The following is a 21808-nucleotide window of genomic DNA, read 5'->3' as shown; positions in this document are numbered from 1 at the left end:
TATGTTTTTAAAAAGGGGAATCATAACGGGAGCAGTACTAACTTTAGTACTAGGATTAACAGGGTGTAGTTCAACTGGAGGAAATAGCGCAGATGGGAAAGTTGAATTGAGATATGCTATATGGGATAAAACTCATATGGAAGCAGTAGAAACTTTAATAGAAGAATATGAAGAAAAGAATCCTGATGTAGATGTCAAAGTAGAGCAATATTCATTTGCTGATTATTGGACTAAAATGGAAACAGCTGCAGCTGGTGGATCTGCACCAGATATATATTGGATGAATGCTGTTAATTTTAATAAATATGCAGATAACGGTATGTTAGTTAATATGAAAGACTATATAAAAGATAAAAATGTTGATATGAGTCAATACTTAGAAAGTATAAGTAGTTTGTATAACTACAAAGGGGATCAATATGGAATGCCAACTTTCTGGGATAATAATATATTAATGATAAATACAAAGCTTATGGAAGAATATAAAATACCTGAGCCTAAAGAAAATTGGAATTGGGATGAAATGATAGCTTGGTTAGAAGATGCTAAATCTAAATTACCAAAAGATGTATACCCATTTACTTCATATGCAACAGAAAGTACACAATCAGGGGTATTTAATGAAGTGGCATCAGCTGGAGGTCAAGTAATAAGTGAAGATAAAACTAAGGCTATGTTAACTACACCAGAGACAAAAGAAGGCTTTAAGAAATACTATGATTTAGTTAAAAGCGATTTACATAGTCCACATGATATAACTCTAGAACTTACAGCAGGTACATTATTTAAGTCTGAAAAAGCATTGGTTTTACAAATGGGATCGTATGGATTATTACCATATTCAGATAAGGAACAAGCTCAAGTTGCTGGAAACTTTAAATTATATGAAATACCTACTATAAAAGAAGGTAATCCATCTAAAACTGTAATACATGGTTTAGGAAATGTTATATCGTCAAATTCAAAACATCCAGAAGAAGCATTTGATTTTATAAATTATATATCAAGTGAAGAATCTATGAAAAAATATACTGAATTAGCGTTAGTTCCACAAGCACATAAAAATGTTCAAGAATTATTTGGTAAAGTTATGAAAGAAAAGACAGGAATAGATACTGCAGTTATGTCTAAAGTTGCTGAAAATGCTATGCCTCTTCCTAATAGTTTTGAAACTTCAAAGTGGGATAAAGCTATAATGGATAATATAACTAAGTTTATGCAAGGCGAAATATCTTTGGATGAGGCACTTGAAAATGCTCAAAAAGAAATGCAAGCAATATTAGATAAAGAAAAGAAATAGAAATTATAAGAGGGTGGCTAAATTTTTTAGTCATCCTCTTGAAATAGATAAAAGGGGGATTTAAGTTGCAAGCAGAAGTCATAAAAAAGAAAGCCGATAACACTGAAAGAATCAAAGCTAAGAAAAAGAAAACTTTAAAGAGTAACATGACTGGCTATATGTTTATACTTCCATTACTTATAGGTGTATTGGTATTTAACTTTATACCATTTATACTTAATTTATTTTACAGCCTGACAGATTTAAATGCTTTTGGAGGATGGAATTTTGTAGCAGCTGAAAACTTTACAAGGTTATTTAAAGATCCACTATTTTATAAATCAGTAGGGAACACATTTTTATACGTTATAGTCACTGTGCCGCCTATGGTAATAATATCTGTATGTATAGCAAACTTACTTAATAAAAATATAAAAGGTAAAGGAATATATAGAACTATTTATTTCTTGCCAGTTGTAACTATGGCTTCAGCTTCTACATTAGTATTTCAATGGATGTTTAACTCAAGATTTGGGTTAGTAAATCAATTTTTAGAGGCTATAGGACTAGAAGGTCAGTTATGGTTTACAGATCCTAACTTAGCAAGAGTGGTAATTATAGTATTTATAATATGGGGTGGATTAGGATATAAGATAATGATTTTCTTAGGTGGACTTCAATCTATACCAGAATCTTATTACGAAGCGGCCTCTATAGATGGAGCTTCTTCATTTAGACAATTTACTCATATAACTATACCTCTTTTAACACCGAGTATATTTTTTATAGTTATATGGTCGTTAATTGGATCATTCCAATTATTTGATGTTGTGTTTATGCTTATAAAGCAAGGTAGTCCTGCATATGAATCAACAATAACTATGACGAGATATTTTTATGATTTAGGATTTACATTAGGAGATAAAGGATATGCATCTGCAGTAGCTGTAATCTTATTCTTAATTATAATGGCAGTAACGTTAGTTCAATTTAAGCTACAAAAAAGATGGGTTCATTATTCAGATGAATAAGATTAGGGAGGTAGAATAATATGGAAATGAAAAAAAGCGCTAAAATATTAACTCATGTAGGACTTATACTTGTAGCAGCATTTATAGCATTACCATTTATATGGATGATATTAACATCTATAAAAACATTAGCAGAGGCAGAGGCTATTCCGCCTAAAATATTTCCAGAGTCTATAAGAATAGAAAATTACACTCAAATATTTAAGGAGTTTCCTTTTGCACAATATTATTTTAATACAATTGTAGTAACATTAGCATCAGTAATATTCCAGTTAATAATAGTAACACCAGCAGCATATGCCTTTGCTAGATTAGATTTTAAATTTAAAGAAGCTATATTTTTAATACTTATGGCAGCTATGATGGTACCAGGACAGATGTATTTAATACCTCAATATCAAATAATACAAGAAATGGGGCTTTTAAATACATTGACAGCAATTGTTTTACCAGGTGTATTTAGTATATATTATACATTCTTATTACGCCAACATTTCAAATCTATACCAAGAGATATGGAAGAGGCTGCAATAATAGATGGGGCTTCTCAATTTACAATATTTTTCAGATTAATGGTTCCAATAGTTAAACCAGCTCTTGGAACAGTAGCTATACTTGGAGGGTTAGGAGCTTGGAATAGTTTCTTATGGCCTTTAATAGTAAACTCTACACCGGATAAATTAACTCTAGCTGCAGGACTTAGAGTATTTGTTGGACAATATGGAACTCATTATCCTAGAATGATGGCAGGTGCAGTACTTTCTATAATTCCTATGGTTATAATATTTAGTATATTCCAAAAAAAATTCATATCAAGTATTGCAGTATCGGCAGGTAAAGAATAATAAAAATAAAAAAAGTCTACCCTAAAATGATTAATTATTTTAAGGTAGACTTTTTATAGTATCTACTATTTAAAATTTATAGAAAATATAATTTTAGCAAGCTCATTAAAAGGATTTTCCCATCTATGATTAGTTCCAGGTGGAATAGTTACACTATCTCCACATTCTAATGTGAATTCATCATTTTCTATGAAAATTTTAACTCTGCCTTCTAGAACATAAGCTAGTTCTATTGATTTATGAGACATAAGCTCATTTGATATATAAGAATTTGGTATTAAATTTACTATTGCAAATTCAACTGAATTTGCAGATTCTGGAGATAAAAGTTCAAATACTATGTCATTGTTTTTAGGAAATATTACTTTTCTTCGATTATCTTTTTTTACTATAAGTTCTTTATTATCAACCTCATCAACGAAGAAGGAAAATAAAGGTACATCTAATGCTTTAGATATAGCTTTTATAGTATTTAAGGATGGATTTGATAAACCTCTCTCTAATTGACTAAGTAATGATGGAGTTACGTTTGCTATTTTTGCTAAGTCTCTTATGCTTAAGTTTTTTTCTTTACGAATATGAGAAATTTTTTCGCCTATATCTATATTATCCATATATAATTCCTTTCTAAAAAAATAGTATACCTAAATTATAACAAAAAATATGATTGACACCTAGAACTACTTTTGTTATATTATTTTTAACAAAAGTAATATATATTTAACACTATGGGGAACTGGGGGATGTCAAAATGGATATTAGAGTAAGTACTTTTGGAGCAATTATAGGATTATTTTTAGCTATATTTATGATTATTAAAAAATTTCAACCTGTATATAGCTTAATGTTGGGAGCATTAATAGGAGGGTTAGTTGGTGGATTAAATATAGTTGATACAGTAGACTTAATGATGAATGGAGCTAAAGATATATCACCATCAATACTTAGAGTATTAACATCAGGAATATTAGCGGGAATTCTTATAAAAACAGGAGCTGTTGATAAGATATCTGAAGAAATAATAAGGGTACTTGGAAAAAAACATGCAATACTAGCTTTAGCACTATCAGCTATGATTTTAGCTGGGGTAGGTGTTAATTTGGATGTGGCAATTATTACAGTATCGCCAATAGCTTTATCTATAGGCAAAAAATTGAATTATTCTAAATTGGCAATATTACTTGCTATGGCAGGTGGAGGAAAGGCAGGGAATATTATATCTCCAAATCCGAATACTATTGCTATATCTGAAAATTTCAATGTAGATTTAGCTAAATTAATGTTTGCAAACTTTATACCTGCAATAGTTGGAATTATAGTAACTATAATTTTTTCTAATTTATTGACTCGCAAAGGCGAAAGTATAAAAGATGAAGACTTACAAAGTCAAAAAGAAGATTTACCAAGTTTATTTCAGTCTATAATAGGCCCTTTAAGTGCTATAGGTTTATTATCATTAGGAACTTTTACAGGAATACAAATAGATCCTTTAATAGCACTACCATTAGGTGGGTTTATAGGTTTGGTTGCTATGAAAAAAATAAATTATTTTAATGAGTATATGGGGTATGGATTAAGTAAAATGACTGGAGTAGCAATACTTTTATTAGGTACAGGAACTTTGGCAGGAATAATAAAAAATTCAGAATTACAACAAACTACAATACATATACTTAATATGTTAAGTATGCCAGAATTTTTGCTTGCTCCCATTTCAGGGATACTTATGTCCTTAGCTACAGCATCTTCAACGGCAGGAGCTACTATAGCTTCATCTACATTTGCAGATACTATAATAGATGTAGGTATAAGTCCTGTAGGTGGAGGTGCTATGATAAATGCAGGTGCTAGTGTATTTGAAAACTTACCGCATGGATCATTATTCCATTCAAGTGCAGGTGGGATAAATATGAAAATAGAAGAACGGTTTAAACTAATACCTTATGAAATGATAATAGGATTAGCTATGACGATAGTAAGTACAATTATATATGGAATAATTTAAACAATATAAAGACACGTTAAATAGTTTTATTATATATAAACATAATAAAACTATTTAACGTGTCTTTATTTGTTTTAAAATAATGAAAATGATCAGAAATACACGATAATTCAAAAAAGTTGAAATATATAGTAATATATAGTATAATTTATATAAATTGTGAAAATTTTATTTACTTTTGATTGTTAAATATAAGACGAAAATAAAATCTTATTTTATTAATCATTTTATTATTAACTAGAATATCTAAGGAGGGAATAAAATGGAGGTTACTACTAGTAAGCAGAACACCATTAATGAGGAAATTTCTAGCGGCAAGAGAAGGGTAAAAGCTGTAAGTACAGAAACATTTGTATTTATAGGGGTTTTATTAATTGGATTTGGATATGTTGGCAGTAAAATGGGAATGGGGCTTATGTTTAAGTCTATAATGAACACAGCACATGATTTACTATTAAATACTGTATTTTTAATAATGGCACTAGCAGTACTTGCAGGAGCGCTTAGTACATTACTTTCAGAGTTTGGAGTTACATCTTTACTTAATAAATTATTTGCAGGTTTTATGAAACCGTTATACAACATGCCAGGTGCGAGTATAGCAGGAGCGGTAACTACTTATTTATCAGATAATCCAGCTATAATAGCATTTGCAAATGATAAAAGTTTTACTAAGTATTTTAAAAAACATCAAATACCAGCTTTATGTAACTTAGGGACATCATTTGGTATGGGTCTTATAGTTACTACTTTCATGATGACTCAAGGTGCTGAGTATGTAGCACCCGCAATAGTTGGAAATGTTGCAGCAATTATAGGTAGTATAATAAGTGTTAGGATAATGCTTATATTCACAAAAAAATATTATAATTATGATCCAAAGAGTGAAGTCAAAGCAGCTGGAAAAGTAGATGCTATGGAATATAGAGAAATAAGGGATGGAAGTTTATTCCAAAGAATACTAGATTCTATGCTAGAAGGTGGTAAAAATGGGGTTGAACTAGGTATGGCAATAATACCAGGAGTATTGGTTGTATGTACTTTAGTTATGCTATTAACATTTGGACCATCGGTAGATCCTAAAACAGGAGCTGAAATTTATACAGGAGCTGCATATGAAGGTATAGGATTACTTCCAGCACTAGGCGATAAATTAATGTTTATACTAGGACCTTTATTTGGATTTACAAATCCACAGGCTATGGCGTTCCCTATAACTTCATTAGGAGCAGTTGGAGCAGCAATGAGTTTAGTTCCTAAGTTTATAAGTGAAGGTGTTATAACTCCAAATGATATAGCTGTATTTACAGCTATGGGTATGTGTTGGAGCGGATATTTAAGTACACATGTAGGTATGATGGATGCTTTAAATGCAAGAGAACTTACAAGTAAAGCCATAATTTCACATACTATAGGTGGTTTATGCGCAGGTATATCAGCACATTTTATATATATACTTATTTTTTAAGTTGAAATTTGCAATATATTGACATAGGATATGTTTTAAGTTATATAATATATATACAAATTATAAAGAGGTGCATATATTATGACTCAAGAAGAATATAAAAAACATTTAATAAGTTTAGAGGCTTATTACAAAACATTGACTAAAGTTGAAATGGATGAACTAGAAGGATTAATGGATCATACACTAGGTGATAGAATGTGTATAGATGGAGTGGATATATTTAAAGAAGATATTATAAGATTACTAAATGCTGTTAGATCAGGAACAGAAATATAATAATAAAAGGCTATCTCATACAACTTAAAAGTTATGGGATAGCCTTTTATTATGGTATTAACTAAAAATATAAAAAGGTGTTTACTTTATAAAATAAAAGGTATATATCAAACATAAGTTAAATAATAGATAAACAAAACTTATAATTACATTAGGAGGATATATATGGAATTAAAATCAATTGAATTAAAGGAAGATTTATACTGGGTAGGATCATTAGATCCTAACTTAAGAGTATTTGACATAATAATGTACACGCCATATGGAACAACTTACAATTCATATGTGTTAAAAGCAGGTGAGAAAACGATATTATTTGAAACTGTTAAGGTTAAATATTTTGATAGTTATTTAGCTAGACTTGAAAGTCTGAATATAGATTTAGAAAAAATAGATTATATAGTAGTCAGTCACACTGAACCAGATCATTCAGGTAGCGTTGAAAGAATGTTAAAACTTTCTCCTAAGGCAAAAATTATAGCATCACAAAATGCGATAAATTATTTAAAAGAAATAGTTAATTGTGATTTTGATTATATAAAAGTAGAAGACAATGATGAATTAAAAATTGAAAATAAAACATTGAAATTTTATTCAGTTCCACTACTTCATTGGCCAGATACTATATATACCTATATAGTAGAAGACCAAGTATTAGTTACATGTGATTCATTTGGAAGTCATTATAGCTGTGAAGGAGTAGTAAACACTAAAATAGAAAACAAAGAGCATTATATGGAGGCTTTAAGATATTATTATGAATGTATAATGGGACCTTTTAAGCCATATGTGCTAAAAGCTATAGATAAAATTAGGGATTTAAAATTAGATATGATATGTCCAGGACATGGACCAGTGTTAATAGAAAATCCTAGAGAAATAGTTGATATATATGAAAAATGGAGTAAGCAAGAGATTGTAGTTCCTAGAAAAGATATAACTATATGTTATGTAAGTGCTTATGGATATACTGAAGAGTTAGCTGAAAATATTAAAAAAGGTATAGAAGAACATAGTGATTATAAAGTAGTAATGTATGATGTTATAAAACATGATATAAATGAAATATTAAATTCTATAACACATTCACAAGGGGTATTATTTGGAACTCCAACAATTAATGGAGATGCACTAAAACCTATATGGGATATACTTGTAAATTTAAATCCTATAGTACATGGAGGTAAATTAGCATCAAGCTTTGGTTCATATGGGTGGAGCGGAGAAGGTATACCAAATGTTATGGAGAGATTAAGACAACTTCGTATGAAAACGATAGAGCCTTTAATTGTAAATTTTAAACCAAGTGAAACAGATTTATATGAAGCTCAACTTTTAGGAAAAAGATTTGTAGAAAAAACTATAAAAGTGCATACTAAAAAAGAAGGTACTAAAAAGTGGAAATGTGTAATATGTAATGAAGTATTTGATGGAGATGAAGCTCCTGATGTTTGTCCAGTATGTGGAGCAAAACATGATCAATTTATAGAAGTTATAGAAGAAAACATAACATTCAAAAATGATACAAATGAAAAGTTTGTAATAGTTGGTAATGGAGCGGCTGGATTTTATGCAGCAGATTCTATAAGAAAAAGAAACAGTAGTGCTAAGATAACTATGTTAACTAATGAATCAGAATTAACATATTATAGACCTGCGCTTTCTGATTTTATAAATGAAGATATTAAAAAAGAAGATTTTTATGTTGTAGATAAGTCTTGGTACACAGAAAATAATATAGAGTTTGTGCTTGGAGTTAATGTGAATAAAATAAATGAAACTGATAAAGAAATTTTACTAGATAATAATGATAAAGTTAAGTATGATAAATTAATACTGGCTAATGGAAGTTCGAACTTTATACCCCCTATAAAAGGCCATGATTTAAAAGGAGTTTATACTTTAAGAAATAAAAATGATTTAGATAATATTAAAAATGACTTAGAAAAAGCTAACAAGATAGTTGTAATAGGAGGAGGACTATTGGGACTTGAAGCCGCATATGAACTTAGAGTAGCTAATAAAGATGTAACTGTAGTAGAAGCTATGACCAATTTATTATATAGACAGTTAGATAAAGAAGGAAGCTTAGTATTAGAAGATACATTAAAAGAAAATGGATTGAAATTATTAACAAACACATGTGTAGATGCTATACAAGGAGACACAAAAGTATCTAAAGTTATATTTAAAGATGGAAATTCAATAGATGCGGATATGGTTATATTTTCTATAGGAATAAGGTCTAATATAAAAATTGCAAATGAAACTAGCATAGATACGGATAGAGGAATAGTAGTAGACAAATATATGAAAACATCTTCAAGGGATATATATGCATGTGGAGATGTGGCACAAATAGACTCTATGGTTTGGGCTATATGGCCAGCTGCTATAGATATGGGGAAGGTAGCAGGTGCTAATGCATGTGGTGATAAAGTAGAGTTTAAAGTTGAGGCTTATCCTGTAGGACTAGATGTATTTGATACTAAAGTATTTAGTATAGGGGATATAACTAATGTTGATGGGTGTATAAGCTTAAATAACAATAATAAATATAAAAAATTATTTTTTAAAGATGATGTTCTAGTTGGGGCTATATTTATAAATGATTTGAGTACTAATGTTAAAACTATTAACCTTATGTCACAAAAAGCTTTAGTATCTGAAGTATTAAAAAACAATTTATTATAAATGAATTAAAATATAAAAAAGCTACCTTAAAAATAATTATTATTTTAAGGTAGCTTTTTTATGTATTATTACAAAAAAGTAAGAAATATGTAATACTAAAAACTATAAATATATTGTATAATAAGAGAATGAAATAAAAGAAAAATAGATAAAAGGGAGTTAATTGACAATTTAGGGATGGAGGTTGTCTATGAAGACAAAAAAGTTGTTAAATAAAAATATAATACAATATGGATTTTTAGTGTTTATATTAGGAATAACAAGTTATTTAGTTTATAAAACTTTAGATATAAATATGCTTGGTAAAGTTGTAAAGATGGTAGATAAAAAGTTTATATTTTTAGGTATGGGAGCGGTCATGCTTCATATGCTTTTAGAAGGTTTAGTTTTAAAAATAGTTATAGATAGTATACACAAGGTTAAAACAAGGTTTATAGGGTTTAAACTAGCTACTATGGGATTTTATTATAATTTAATAACGCCTTTTGCATCAGGAAGTCAGCCTATGCAAATATATGTGCTTAATAAGTGCAAAATGCCTGCTAGTAAAGCAACTGCAGTTATAATGAATAAATCTATTATTTACCAAGTTGTGGTCACTGTTTACTGTTCTATATTAGTATTATTTAATACTGCTATATTAAAAGAACTTAGAGGCATTATGCCTTTAATATTAATTGGAATAGCTGTAAATGCATTTACTTTAATAATGTCAATGCTAGTTGTATATAATCCTGAAATAGTAAAAAATTTAACAAAATATGTTATAAAAAAATTAGCTAGATTCAAAGTATTTAAGTTTCTAGAAAATAAAATAGACAAGATAGAGAGCTTTGCAGATGAATATAGTTATTCTGTAAACTTATTTATAAAAAATAAAAAAGCATTAGCATTGACACTAATAATAACTGTGATTCAGTTAAGTGTTTACTTTAGTATTTCTTTTTGGATATATAAAGCTTTTAATTTAACAGGACACACATATATATATATGTTAACATTACAAGCATTTTTATATATGGCTATATCACCGATACCGACACCAGGAAATGCTGGGGCTAGTGAATTAGCATTCTTTGCTATATTTAAAAGTGTGTTTCCACAACCTCTCATGGGATATGCAGTATTTTTATACGGAGGACTGGTGTATTATGCAGTATTAATAGGAAGTGGAATATTCACTATGATAACTCATCATACTATGAAAAAGAAAATTGAAAAAATTAAAAATGAAAAATCTAAATCTGAAAATAAAGAATATGCATTGTAAAAATATAAATCAAGATAGTTTTGGAACTGCAGCGAATGTTTCTGGGGATAATGCTATAGGTGAGTAATAGATCAAGTTAATAAAAAATGGGATATCTTAAGTAATATTTACTTTAGATATCCCATTTTTTTTAGTCTAATATATTATATATAATTGAATTTGCTATAGATAATAATATAGAAGCACCTATTGCACTTAAAAATCCGTATAAATGAACTCCAGGAACTAAACTAAATGCTAGTTTTAAAACAATACCATTTATAATTAAAGAAAATAGTCCTAAAGTTAAAAATGTTATAGGAAGAGAGAAAAACTTAAGTATTGGTTTTACTGTTAAGTTTAAAGCTCCAAATATAAGTGTTAATATAAGCAAAGAACCAAATGAGTTAATTTGAACACTACTCATTAATATTGATACTAAATATAGTGATATAGCATTAACGACTATAAATAAAGATATCTTTTTCATAAATAAAACTCCTTTCAATTGGGTTTGATCATAAATTTCTTTTATAATATTTTAGCCATAATTACACAAATTATTTTTTAAAAAAAATATATATATTAATATATTCCCATAAAAAGAAAATTTACACAAATAAATTAAAAAAAATTACCAAGGCTTAGCCCAAGAAGCTTTGTAATATTCTTCTTTCCAAACTAAGTCGGTAGAAACTCTAAATATATCACTAGATATAGCTGATTTATAATAAATATTAATTACGCTTATTTTATCACATAACTCATTATTAATAACAACTTTAAAATTGTCAGACTCGAATATACTATCTTTTTCGGTAGGCTCATCCAGAGCTACACTAAACATAGGACCGTATCAAGCACTTACTTCTTTTATATACACTCTTAAATACCTATTATCAACTTGAAATTCTTTAAACATACTATTGAGTTCACCTTTAGCTGAATTGCTAATATTTATAATCATAAAAAACACATCCTTTAATATTATGTAATATATATAATATACCCTAAATTTAAAATTAATAAATTACAATATTGTTAAGCATTAATTAAGGTATTATTGATATAATTCAAATAGGGGTAAGTATGGGGAGCAAGAAAAAGGATAAACTTTATAAAGTATTTAGTTTTTTAATAATATTATTGGGAATGATATTGTTTGGTATAAATAGTTATTGAAGTTTGATAGGTGTAATTATATTTGTGATTTCAAATATAATTCATAAAATTATAGGATATGTAAAAAATAATTGCATATTAAAAAAAATATACCAATACAAATAAAGATATAAGGTTTAGAGAAAGGTGTAATACTATAAAGTGGACATTGGTTATATGACTATTAAACTTAGAGTTAGATTATAATATAGAGATTGTACAAATTAATTAAAAATTATTGTACAATTTTGTATAAAGCAACTGATAAAGGATTGATATTTATAGATACAACTTATATAAAGTATTGGAAGATAAGTAAAAAAATATTTTAATGCAAATTACAAAAATTGAGAAATTTAGAATAAAATTAAATTTCTTGTAATATTACACAATAAACAGTTATAATATTAGATATAGTACTCATACAATAAAAATGAGTTAGGCAAAGGTTATTAAGAATTAGAATATTATAAACTTAATCATAAATAGAAGGGATATATGGCTATGTTTTTTTTCGATTTTTTTAAAGGAAATAAAAAGAAAATAAAAGATGAAATAAGCGAATTAAAAATTGAAAGAGAATGCTTAGATAAGGAATTTAACAAGCACCATAATAAGTATGAGGAGCTATGGAGAAAATACCACAGCAATGAAATGAATTATACTTCAGCTATGAAGGTAGATAATAAGTGCTATGAGTTAAAGGCAAGAATAAAAGAAATTGATAAGAAGATAAAAGAATTAGAGGATAAACTTTAAATAAAAAGCTTATATATTTTGATTATATAATCAAAATATATAAGCTTTTTTTATGTCTATACTCACATAGATACATTATTTTACATAAAATTATATAAACGACATACAAAGGAAGTGTTTATTTTGAAACTTGATAAAAGATTTGTACAAATAGATATGTTACCGATTTATAAATATACACTTGCAAATTCTAATTTACGAAAAGAAATATCAACTAGTTCTGATGTTTTACTAGTTATACCAAAATACTCTAAGGTAGAAGTTATAGACGAATATGATGAGTGGAGTAAGGTTAAATATAACTCAAATATAGGGTATATACACAAGGATTTATTATCTATTAGCAAATATCCTTGGAGTAATTTAAATCTTAGAGAAGAAACTTCAACTCAGTCAAAAATTATAGCTGTAATACCTAAGGGAGTTAGAATAGAGATTATTGACAATTTAGGTGATTGGAGCAAGGTTATTTACAATGAAGAGTTAGGATATATTTTTAATTATTTTTTATCTGATGATGGAAATAATCCAAATATTTTAGATTATACTAATTTTTATAAAGACATGTCTAAGTTTGTTAATGAAAATAAAATAAAAAGCCCTACAGATTATTTACTAGTAACTGACTTAAAAAATAAATACACTTATGTTTTTAAAAAAGATAATAACATATGGATTAATTTATATAAGTGGAAATGTACTGTTGGAAAACCAAGTACACCTACTATAAGCGGCATATTTTATATAAATGGAAGAAAATCATATTTTGGAACAGAGGATTACAGCGTTAAGTATGCAACTAGAATAAAAGATGGTTATTATTATCATTCTATTTTATATGATTCAACAGGAAGCTATGTAATAGATGGAAGGATTGGGAAAGCTTTAAGTCATGGATGTATAAGGCTAGAATTATATAACGCTAAATGGATATATGATAACATTTTAGATACAACTACAACTGTTATACATTAACAACTACATGGCTAGAATTACACTTAATTTATATTTTATGTTATTATATACTAAAGCACTTATGAAAGGAAATAAAAAATAATGGGAAAAACACTAGTACTAGCAGAAAAGCCTTCCGTAGGAAGAGATTTAGCTAGAGTATTAAATTGTAAACAAGAAAAAAATGGATATATAGAAGGTTCTAACTATATAGTAACTTGGGCACTTGGACATTTAGTCACGCTGGCTGAAACTGAAAGTTATTCAAATAAATATAAAACTTGGGATATAAATGATTTACCTATACTTCCTAAATACATGAAAACAGTAGTTATAAAAAAAACATCTAAACAGTTTAATACAGTAAAAGCACAATTAAATAGAAATGATGTTGATAACATTGTTATAGCAACTGATGCAGGTAGAGAAGGAGAACTTGTAGCAAGATGGATAATAGAAAAAGCGCAAGTTAAAAAGCCTATAAAGCGTTTATGGATTTCATCTAGTACAGATAAAGCTATAAAAGAAGGTTTTAGTAAATTAAAAGAAGGCAAAGAATATGAAAATTTATATTACTCAGCAATAGCAAGAGCTGAAGCTGACTGGTTAGTTGGAATAAATGCAACTCGTGCACTTACAACCAAGCATAATGCACAACTTTCTTGTGGTAGAGTACAAACTCCAGCTGTTAATATGATTTATAAAAGAGAAGAAGAAATTCAAAAATTTAAACCTAAACAGTATTATGGAATAAGTTTACAAGCACCTATGTTTAAATTGTCATGGATAGATGCTAAAAATAATAGTCAAAATAGTTTTGATAAAGAAAAAGTAGAAGTCATATTATCAAAAATAGAAAACAAGAATGCTGAAATAGTAGATGTTAATAAAGCTTATAAGAAAAAATATTCGCCAGGATTATATGATTTAACAGAGCTTCAAAGAGATGCTAATAAGATATTTAACTTCTCTGCCAAGGAAACTCTATCTATAATGCAAAAATTATATGAACATCATAAGGTGCTTACATATCCTAGAACGGATTCTAAATATATAAGTACTGATATAGTAGATACTTTAAAAGATAGAATTAGAGCTGTTAGTGTAAGCGATTATGCTAGAGTTTGTACTAAGATATTAAAAGGAAAGATAAATGCTAATAAGTCATTTGTTGATAATTCTAAGGTTACAGATCACCATGCTATTATACCTACAGAAGAAAGAGTATTTTTAAGTGATTTAAGTGATAAAGAACGAAAAATATATGATTTAGTTGTAAAAAGATTTTTAAGTGTTTTAAGCGAACCTTTTGAGTATGAGCAAACTTCGATTAAAGCCATTATTGAAGGGGAATCTTTCGTAGCTAAAGGCAAAAAGATCGTAAAACTTGGATGGAAAGAAATTTATGCTAATTTAGATGAAGACGATGATAATGATCAAAACCTTCCAAGTTTAAATAATGGAGATATTTTAAAAATAAGTAAAGCGAGCATGACAAGTGGAAAGACTCAACCTCCAAGACCTTTAAATGAAGCTAGTTTATTAGCTCAGATGGAAAAAGATGGACTTGGAACTGTTGCAACTCGTGCTGATATAATAGAGAAAATTTTTAATTCTTTCTTAGTGGAAAGAAGAGGAAAAGATATATTTATAACCTCTAAGGGTAAGCAGTTGCTAGAGCTAGTACCTAGTGAGCTAAAGTCGGCTGAACTTACTTCTTCTTGGGAAAAAAAGCTTAATGATATATCTAGTGGTAAATTAAAAAAAGATGCTTTTGTTAATGAAATGAAAACTTATACTAAGGATATTGTCAGTGAAATCAAGAGTAGCGATGCTACATTTAAGCATGATAACTTAACTAAAAATAAGTGTCCTGAGTGTGGTAAGTATATGCTTGAAGTTAATGGGAAAAGAGGTAAGATGTTAGTTTGTCAGGATAGAGATTGTAATACTAGAAAGACTGTCTCACAAACTACTAATGCTAGATGTCCTATTTGTCATAAAAGATTAGAATTACGAGGCGAAGGTGATGCTAAAACTTTTATTTGTAGTTGTGGGCATCGTGAAAAGATGAGTACTTTTAATAAGAGAAAAAAAGAAGAGAGTAATAAGGCCTCTAAAAGAGATATCAATAAGTACTTAAAGGGTCAAAATAAGCAAGAAGAGAGTTTTAATAATCCTTTTGCAGAAGCGTTGGCTAAGCTTAAAAAGTAATGTGCTTTATATAAATTAATAATAAAAAAGAAGTTGCTTATTTAAGTTAAGCAACTTCTTTTTTATTTAATTGTATTTAAATAGTTATAAGTTAATTATAATATTTAGCTAAAAAAAACGCTTTAAATCTCAATGATAGGATTATTATTAAAGATTTAATTAGGTACTAATTTTTAGTTATATAGCTTTTTCTAAATAATGAATATAGTAGAGCTATTATTCCTATAGCTACTATTAAAGCATTAACTGATAAGTTTAGTAAACCGCCTATTATAAATACAACACCCATTAATACAATAGTTATGGCTTCCAATTTTATAGTTTTTTGTCTGTCTATTTTGCCAAGTCGTTTTGATAATCTTTCAAAATACTCTTCTTTAAAGATATAATTGCTAAATTTTATTTGGATGAATCCAAATATAAATGCTGCTATACCCAAGAATACATGTAAATAGTTTATATTATTCATAGTTGTCACTCCTTTTTTATATTTTAATATTATATCATTTTGATTAAAATTTTAGTATAAATTATTTAATATTAAAAATACCATAGATAAAATATCTATGGTATTTTTTAGCACCAATTAGTAACTAAAAAGTTAGCTATATTTTCAAATGGTATTTTTTCATTTTTTAATAACCCTTGAATAACTAATCCATCAACTATAGAAACCAATAAAAAAGATAGTGCTTCAGCATCTTTTGTGCCTGTGTTTATAATTTCTGATTTTAAAGTATTTCTCCATTGTATATATTTAATTTTTATTTGATTTTGTAAAGTGTTATTCCCAGTGATTGCTTCACATAATACATACATATGTATTCTACCTCTATCTTCTATTGTAGATATTTTTTCTAAGATAAGATTAATCATCTGATCTTTTGAGGTTTTTGAATCTAATCCCTGGACACAGTTTAAAACTGCATTGGTTATTATTTCTAAATGCATATTAGCAACATCTGCTATTAAGTCATCTTTTGAAGAGTAGTGGTAATATAAAGTACCTTTACTTATATCAACAGCTTTAGCTATATCAGCAAGACTAGTGTTTTTTATACCATTTTTTGTTATTAATTCTGTAGCAGCTAATAAAATATTTTCTTTCATATTATTTGGTTTCATAGAATCAACCTTTCATAAAAAACTTACTATTTTGTTAAAATAATTATAAACGTATAAGAAAATGTTGTCAATGAACCTTGTTATTTGAGAAATGGAAATTTACTGAATTTTTAGTTATTGACTTTTACCCTAAGTAAGAGTACAATGAAAATAAGTATCGGTCGATCGACCGGTTGAATAAATTTATGTTAAACAACAGATAATTAGTGCAAGTTAATAATTATATTTATATAAAGTGAGGGAGTATATATGAGTAAGGTTAAAATAATAACGGATAGTTCTTGTGATTTAAATAAAGATATAGTTGAAAAATATAATATAGGGATTGTAGGTCTTAATGTAGCATTTGGGGAAGAAAATTATATTGATGGAGAAATGGATAATGATACTTTTTATGAAAGAATGGATAATGAAAAACATCTTCCTAAGACATCATGTCCATCTCCTGAAAAGTTCGCAAAAACTTATGAATGTGAAGAAGATGAAGTATTAGTGATTACGATAACTTCAAAGTTATCAGCTACATACTCAACGGCAATACTTGCTAAAAATATGTTTTTAGAGGAACATAGTAAAAAAAATATTGAAGTTGTAGACAGTGAAAATGGATCAGTAGGGCAAGGACTTTTGGTTGTGAAGGCAGCTCAGTTAGCTCAAGAAGGTAAGTCTTTGAGTGAAATTGTTGAAACAATTGAAAAGTTGAAAAATGATGTTGTTTTCTTTGGATCTCTTGAAACTTTAGAAAATGCTATAAAAGGTGGAAGAATAAATCCACTAGCGGGAAAAATTATAAATGCACTTAATTTTAAGGTTATAATACAAATTGTTGATGGAATCGTTAAACCAGTAGATAAGGCTAGGGGAGATAATAACTCTATTAAAAAGGTAATAGATAATATTTTAAAAAGAATTAATGAAAAGGAAAATAGAATACTTGCTATAGGGCATTCTAACTGTTTAGATAAAGCTTTAAAAGTTAAAGATATAATGATTAAAGAGCATAACTTTAAAGATGTGACTATTAGTGAAGTTGGATCTGTTATGGGAACATATACATCAAAAGGTGCTATTTTAATAAGTATTTTATAAAAAAATAGACTGTCTCAATTGAGATAGTCTATTTTTTTTATATTTCTAACATATTCACAACAGTTGTATAAACCTTTAATATAATTTTCTTTGTAAAATTAATTATTTAGGTAACTTCCTTTATATGTTTACATAACTTTATTCAAGTAAAGAGTAAAATCGATGATTATAAAATTTACGATATAAAAAAGTAATCCCAATAGACATATATAGTTACAAGAAAAGAGATTAATGTATATAAAAGGGAAATTGAAAACGGGATACTATTAAAAAATCTAAGTTTGTAATTACGAGTAGTTTCCTTATCTATAGCAATAGCTGTTGTATAGTGTAAAAATCTATTATATACGTTGTCTTCAGTAGAAAAAAATCCTATTAGAGTAGTGAAAAGTACTCCAACTATTAAAGACATATCAATAAAAGAAAGGCTTAGGGCGTTGCTTAAGAAATGATTTGACAAAACTATAATGAATAAAGTCAAAATAGCTACTAAAATTTTTTTCAATGTAATACCTCCTTGAATCATTTAATATTATTGTATGGATTTAATCAGTTTTCGGCAACATAAAAAAGGTTACTCTTTTGTTAATATAGAAATATAATATAATTAACTTTTAATTTTTACACAATAAATAAAAATTTAAAATTGGGAGATAAGAATATGAAAGATATTAAGCTGGTAAAAATTGTGAGTGATATATATAATATGAACATAAATGAGATAAAAGAATCAAATATAGGAGTGGAGATACAAAGTTTTCCTCAAGATATATTAGATAAAGATTATAGTGAAATATTAAAAGAATGTAAAAATAAGTTATATAGTTTGAATTGTACAATATCATTGCATGGAGCATCTTTTGACTTAAGCCCAGGAAGTACAGATAAAAAAGTATTAGAGTTAACTAGATTTAGATATATGCAGTGTATAGAAATTGCTAAAAATATAGGGGCTAATTATGTTATTTTTCATAGTCAATTAAATCCGTTAATAAGTGTACCTAGAATAAGAAAACTTAAATTAGATAACCAAATTAATTTTTGGAAGAATTTATTAGAAGAGATTAATGATTTAAATATAACGATTCTTTTAGAAAATGAATATGATGATAGTTATGAAGAGCTATTATATATATTAAAGGAGGTTAATTCCAATAAACTTAAAATGTGTTTAGATACAGGACATGTATTAGCTTATTCGAATAGAAAATTAGAAGAGTGGGTAGAAAAATTAAAAGATTATATACAATATATTCATCTACATTTTAATGATGGTAGTTTCGACTCTCATACTGAACCAAATGAAGAAGAATTAATGTTATTTAAAGATATACTTAAAAAGAATAATATAAAACCAATAGTATCGTTAGAATACATTACATGTAATATAAAAAGTGAAGTTAAAAGAATTAGAGGATCTTTAAATAATTAGATGTAAAACTATAAAAGGCAATAATAGTTCAATTACTATTATTGCCTTTTATAGTTTTATTAAATTTAATTTTAAGACTGTATTTTAAACTCTTTTTATTTAATTACAGTTATATTATAATGTTTAAGACTATTAAAATCATATAAAAATATAAATAATAATAGATTTCCATAAATTAAAATCAATAAACAGTATATTAATACACAAAGGAGACAAAACTTATTGGATAGAAACACATAGTTGTAGAGGATGTGAATTATATGAAAACAAAATCAATATTATTAGTAATGATTTTTTTACTTGTGCCTATAATAAGCACTGCTAGTTACAATAAATCTAATCAACTATCTACAAGAGAAAAGATAGCGGATTTTCAATATTTGTACAATGTTATAAAAGATGGATATCCTTATTTAGATGTAAATGAGAGACGTAATAATATAGATTGGTTAGCAAATAAGAACGAATACATAACAAAAATTAAAAATACTAAAACAGATGAAGAGTTCATAGAAGAATTATCATATATAGTATCAGACTTAAATAATAGGCACACACAAATAATAGACAATAAAAACAAATATGAATCATTTAAAAAAGCATATGAAAATAATAATTGGTATAATTTTTTAAATGATAAAAAAGTTGTGGATAGATATAATTATATGATAACTAAATTTAAATTACCAAAGGTCATTTATCCAAAAAAAGAACTTATATTAGAAGATGTAGTTAAAGATGAAGTTGGGTACATATATCTACCATCAATGGTATCAAGAAATGGATCTACAAAAAAGGATTTGAAAATTATTGGTAATTATATTGATACTTTAGATAACTATAAAGCTTTGATTATTGATATAAGAGGAAATTTAGGAGGTAGTGATACTTATTGGGAAGGTGTAGTATCTAAACTTATAGAAGAAGACACTAACATAGGTGGATATAGACTTTATAGAAATAACAGCAAGGTAATTAAACGCTATACTAAGGTAAGAAAATTAAAATTAGAGCCTATTGAAAAAATAAATCTAGATATAGAAAACGATGATATGAAATCATATATAAATAATTTTACAGATTTTGAAAAAATATCATATTCTATAAAATCTACTAAAAGTTCTAAATTTAAAGGTAATATATATGTTCTTATAGATAAAAAGGTATATTCATCAGCAGAGGCCTTTTCTATGTTTTGTAAAGAAAATAAATTTGCAACATTAGTAGGAGAAACTACTGGTGGGGATGGTGGTGGAATAGATCCAGTTTTATTTAAGTTGAAAAATAGTGGTTTAGTAGCTAGAATGGCAAGCTGTATGTATTTAAATAATAAAGGAGTATGTGATGAAGAATTTAAAACTGTTCCAGATTTTAAAATGAAAAACTGTACAAGAACTGTGAATTTTAAAAATGATAATTGCATAAAAGAGGTTTTAGAACTTGAAGATCATTAAGAGTGTAATATAACGATATCTAAATAAATATTTTATAAGTTTAGTTTTAATTGGGCAATATTAAAGATATGAAATTATAAAAAGTGTAAAATGTTTAAATATGTCAAAGAAAGGTATATATAATAATGTCGATATATTAAAATTAATTACTCGGGAGGGGACATCATGAAGTTTAACAAATCATTAATAATTGCACTAGGGTTAGTAGTAGTGTGTGGAGTCGGGGTAAGTTATTCTTTAGCTAAAGAAGATAAATCAGAATACTTAACAAAGGAGCAAGCTAAGACTATTATTTTAGAAAAAGTTCCAGATGGAAAGATATTAGAATTTGCATATGATAATGAAGATAATTCGCCTAAATATGATGCAAAAGTGGTAAAAGATAATATGAAATATGAAGTTGATGTAGATGCAGAAACTGGGAATATTGTTAATTTTACTCAAGAAGTTCTTAAAGAAACTAATACAAAAAAAACTTCAGGTAAATTAATAAGTGAAGATAAAGCAATGGATATAATGCTTCAAAAGGTTCCAAAGGCAACAGTTCAAACTTTCCACTTAGATAAAGAAGGTAAATCACCTGAATATGAAGGTGAACTTATAAAAGCAGATACAAAATATGAAATAACTGTAGATGCTAAAACAGGAGATATAAAAGAGTTTAGTCATGAACAAATTAAAGTAAAAGATACTACTGATGATCAGTATGGAGATATAAAAATTAATGACTAAAGTAAGAAAAGTGTAGCTATCTAATAATTAGATGTTTA

Annotated in this window: 20 protein-coding genes; 15 read left to right on the top strand and 5 right to left on the bottom strand. The window is 27.2% G+C overall.

What is annotated here, in order from left to right; genetic code table 11:
- Position 1: 1 nt before the first annotated feature.
- From ACRCYC_RS04875 to ACRCYC_RS04865, 3 genes are all read left to right on the top strand, one after another.
- Entirely contained in the window at positions 2 to 1300 is a 1299-nt protein-coding gene (locus ACRCYC_RS04875; RefSeq protein WP_438617977.1) for an ABC transporter substrate-binding protein, read from the top strand.
- A gap of 65 nt (positions 1301 to 1365) precedes the next feature.
- On the top strand, positions 1366 to 2310 hold the full coding sequence (locus ACRCYC_RS04870; protein WP_438617976.1) for a carbohydrate ABC transporter permease: 945 nt from the start codon (positions 1366 to 1368) through the stop codon (positions 2308 to 2310).
- Between the two features lie 20 nt (positions 2311 to 2330).
- Positions 2331 to 3155, top strand: a complete 825-nt coding sequence (locus ACRCYC_RS04865) for a carbohydrate ABC transporter permease (protein WP_438617975.1) — start codon at positions 2331 to 2333, stop codon at positions 3153 to 3155.
- A 65-nt stretch (positions 3156 to 3220) separates the two neighbouring features.
- Here ACRCYC_RS04865 and ACRCYC_RS04860 read toward each other — a convergent pair whose 3' ends face one another.
- A complete protein-coding gene (locus ACRCYC_RS04860; RefSeq protein WP_438617974.1) occupies positions 3221 to 3769 on the bottom strand; it encodes a helix-turn-helix domain-containing protein in 549 nt (182 codons plus the stop codon).
- A gap of 137 nt (positions 3770 to 3906) precedes the next feature.
- Here ACRCYC_RS04860 and ACRCYC_RS04855 point away from each other — a divergent pair, with 137 nt between their 5' ends.
- From ACRCYC_RS04855 to ACRCYC_RS04835, 5 genes are all read left to right on the top strand, one after another.
- Positions 3907 to 5160: a GntP family permease gene (locus ACRCYC_RS04855; protein WP_438617973.1), complete on the top strand. Its 1254-nt coding sequence runs from the start codon at positions 3907 to 3909 to the stop codon at positions 5158 to 5160.
- A 262-nt stretch (positions 5161 to 5422) separates the two neighbouring features.
- Complete coding sequence (locus ACRCYC_RS04850) at positions 5423 to 6628, top strand: CD0519/CD1768 family membrane protein (RefSeq protein ID WP_438617972.1); 1206 nt, start codon at positions 5423 to 5425, stop codon at positions 6626 to 6628.
- A gap of 81 nt (positions 6629 to 6709) precedes the next feature.
- A complete protein-coding gene (locus tag ACRCYC_RS04845; RefSeq protein ID WP_438617971.1) occupies positions 6710 to 6907 on the top strand; it encodes a hypothetical protein in 198 nt (65 codons plus the stop codon).
- A 165-nt stretch (positions 6908 to 7072) separates the two neighbouring features.
- On the top strand, positions 7073 to 9601 hold the full coding sequence (locus tag ACRCYC_RS04840; protein ID WP_438617970.1) for an FAD-dependent oxidoreductase: 2529 nt from the start codon (positions 7073 to 7075) through the stop codon (positions 9599 to 9601).
- A 190-nt stretch (positions 9602 to 9791) separates the two neighbouring features.
- Positions 9792 to 10871, top strand: coding sequence for a lysylphosphatidylglycerol synthase transmembrane domain-containing protein (locus ACRCYC_RS04835; RefSeq protein ID WP_438617969.1), 1080 nt, complete (start codon positions 9792 to 9794; stop codon positions 10869 to 10871).
- Positions 10872 to 11001: 130 nt separating this feature from the next.
- Here ACRCYC_RS04835 and ACRCYC_RS04830 read toward each other — a convergent pair whose 3' ends face one another.
- Positions 11002 to 11340 (bottom strand): phage holin family protein, encoded by a 339-nt coding sequence (locus ACRCYC_RS04830; RefSeq protein ID WP_438617967.1) that lies wholly within the window; start codon positions 11338 to 11340, stop codon positions 11002 to 11004.
- A gap of 144 nt (positions 11341 to 11484) precedes the next feature.
- A complete protein-coding gene (locus ACRCYC_RS04825; RefSeq protein WP_438617966.1) occupies positions 11485 to 11697 on the bottom strand; it encodes a hypothetical protein in 213 nt (70 codons plus the stop codon).
- 812 nt (positions 11698 to 12509) lie between these two features.
- Here ACRCYC_RS04825 and ACRCYC_RS04820 point away from each other — a divergent pair.
- The 3 genes from ACRCYC_RS04820 to ACRCYC_RS04810 all read left to right on the top strand — a co-directional run bounded on the left by ACRCYC_RS04820 (position 12510) and on the right by ACRCYC_RS04810 (position 15938).
- Positions 12510 to 12770: a hypothetical protein gene (locus ACRCYC_RS04820; RefSeq protein WP_438617965.1), complete on the top strand. Its 261-nt coding sequence runs from the start codon at positions 12510 to 12512 to the stop codon at positions 12768 to 12770.
- Between the two features lie 123 nt (positions 12771 to 12893).
- Positions 12894 to 13745, top strand: a complete 852-nt coding sequence (locus ACRCYC_RS04815) for a L,D-transpeptidase family protein (RefSeq protein WP_438617964.1) — start codon at positions 12894 to 12896, stop codon at positions 13743 to 13745.
- 81 nt (positions 13746 to 13826) lie between these two features.
- A complete protein-coding gene (locus ACRCYC_RS04810; RefSeq protein WP_438617963.1) occupies positions 13827 to 15938 on the top strand; it encodes a DNA topoisomerase III in 2112 nt (703 codons plus the stop codon).
- Between the two features lie 166 nt (positions 15939 to 16104).
- Here ACRCYC_RS04810 and ACRCYC_RS04805 read toward each other — a convergent pair whose 3' ends face one another.
- Positions 16105 to 16407, bottom strand: coding sequence for a hypothetical protein (locus ACRCYC_RS04805; RefSeq protein ID WP_438617962.1), 303 nt, complete (start codon positions 16405 to 16407; stop codon positions 16105 to 16107).
- 107 nt (positions 16408 to 16514) lie between these two features.
- Positions 16515 to 17063 carry a TetR/AcrR family transcriptional regulator gene (locus ACRCYC_RS04800; RefSeq protein WP_438617961.1) on the bottom strand — a complete coding sequence of 183 codons (549 nt, stop codon included), beginning with the start codon at positions 17061 to 17063 and terminating at the stop codon, positions 16515 to 16517.
- Positions 17064 to 17312: 249 nt separating this feature from the next.
- Between ACRCYC_RS04800 and ACRCYC_RS04795 the strand changes: the two genes are divergently transcribed.
- The 4 genes from ACRCYC_RS04795 (at position 17313) to ACRCYC_RS04780 (ending at position 21770) form a co-directional block, all read left to right on the top strand.
- Positions 17313 to 18152: a DegV family protein gene (locus ACRCYC_RS04795; protein WP_438617960.1), complete on the top strand. Its 840-nt coding sequence runs from the start codon at positions 17313 to 17315 to the stop codon at positions 18150 to 18152.
- Positions 18153 to 18813: 661 nt separating this feature from the next.
- Positions 18814 to 19584, top strand: coding sequence for a sugar phosphate isomerase/epimerase family protein (locus tag ACRCYC_RS04790; RefSeq protein WP_438617959.1), 771 nt, complete (start codon positions 18814 to 18816; stop codon positions 19582 to 19584).
- A 260-nt stretch (positions 19585 to 19844) separates the two neighbouring features.
- Entirely contained in the window at positions 19845 to 21038 is a 1194-nt protein-coding gene (locus ACRCYC_RS04785; RefSeq protein ID WP_438617958.1) for a S41 family peptidase, read from the top strand.
- A 165-nt stretch (positions 21039 to 21203) separates the two neighbouring features.
- Complete coding sequence (locus tag ACRCYC_RS04780) at positions 21204 to 21770, top strand: PepSY domain-containing protein (RefSeq protein ID WP_438617957.1); 567 nt, start codon at positions 21204 to 21206, stop codon at positions 21768 to 21770.
- Positions 21771 to 21808 lie beyond the last annotated feature (38 nt).

The sequence above is a fragment of the Paraclostridium sp. genome (genome assembly GCF_051657365.1).
Taxonomy (GTDB): Bacteria; Bacillota; Clostridia; order Peptostreptococcales; family Peptostreptococcaceae; genus Paraclostridium.
The sequence above is the reverse complement of the archived record's forward strand: the minus strand, read 5'-3'. Positions and strand labels throughout refer to the sequence as shown.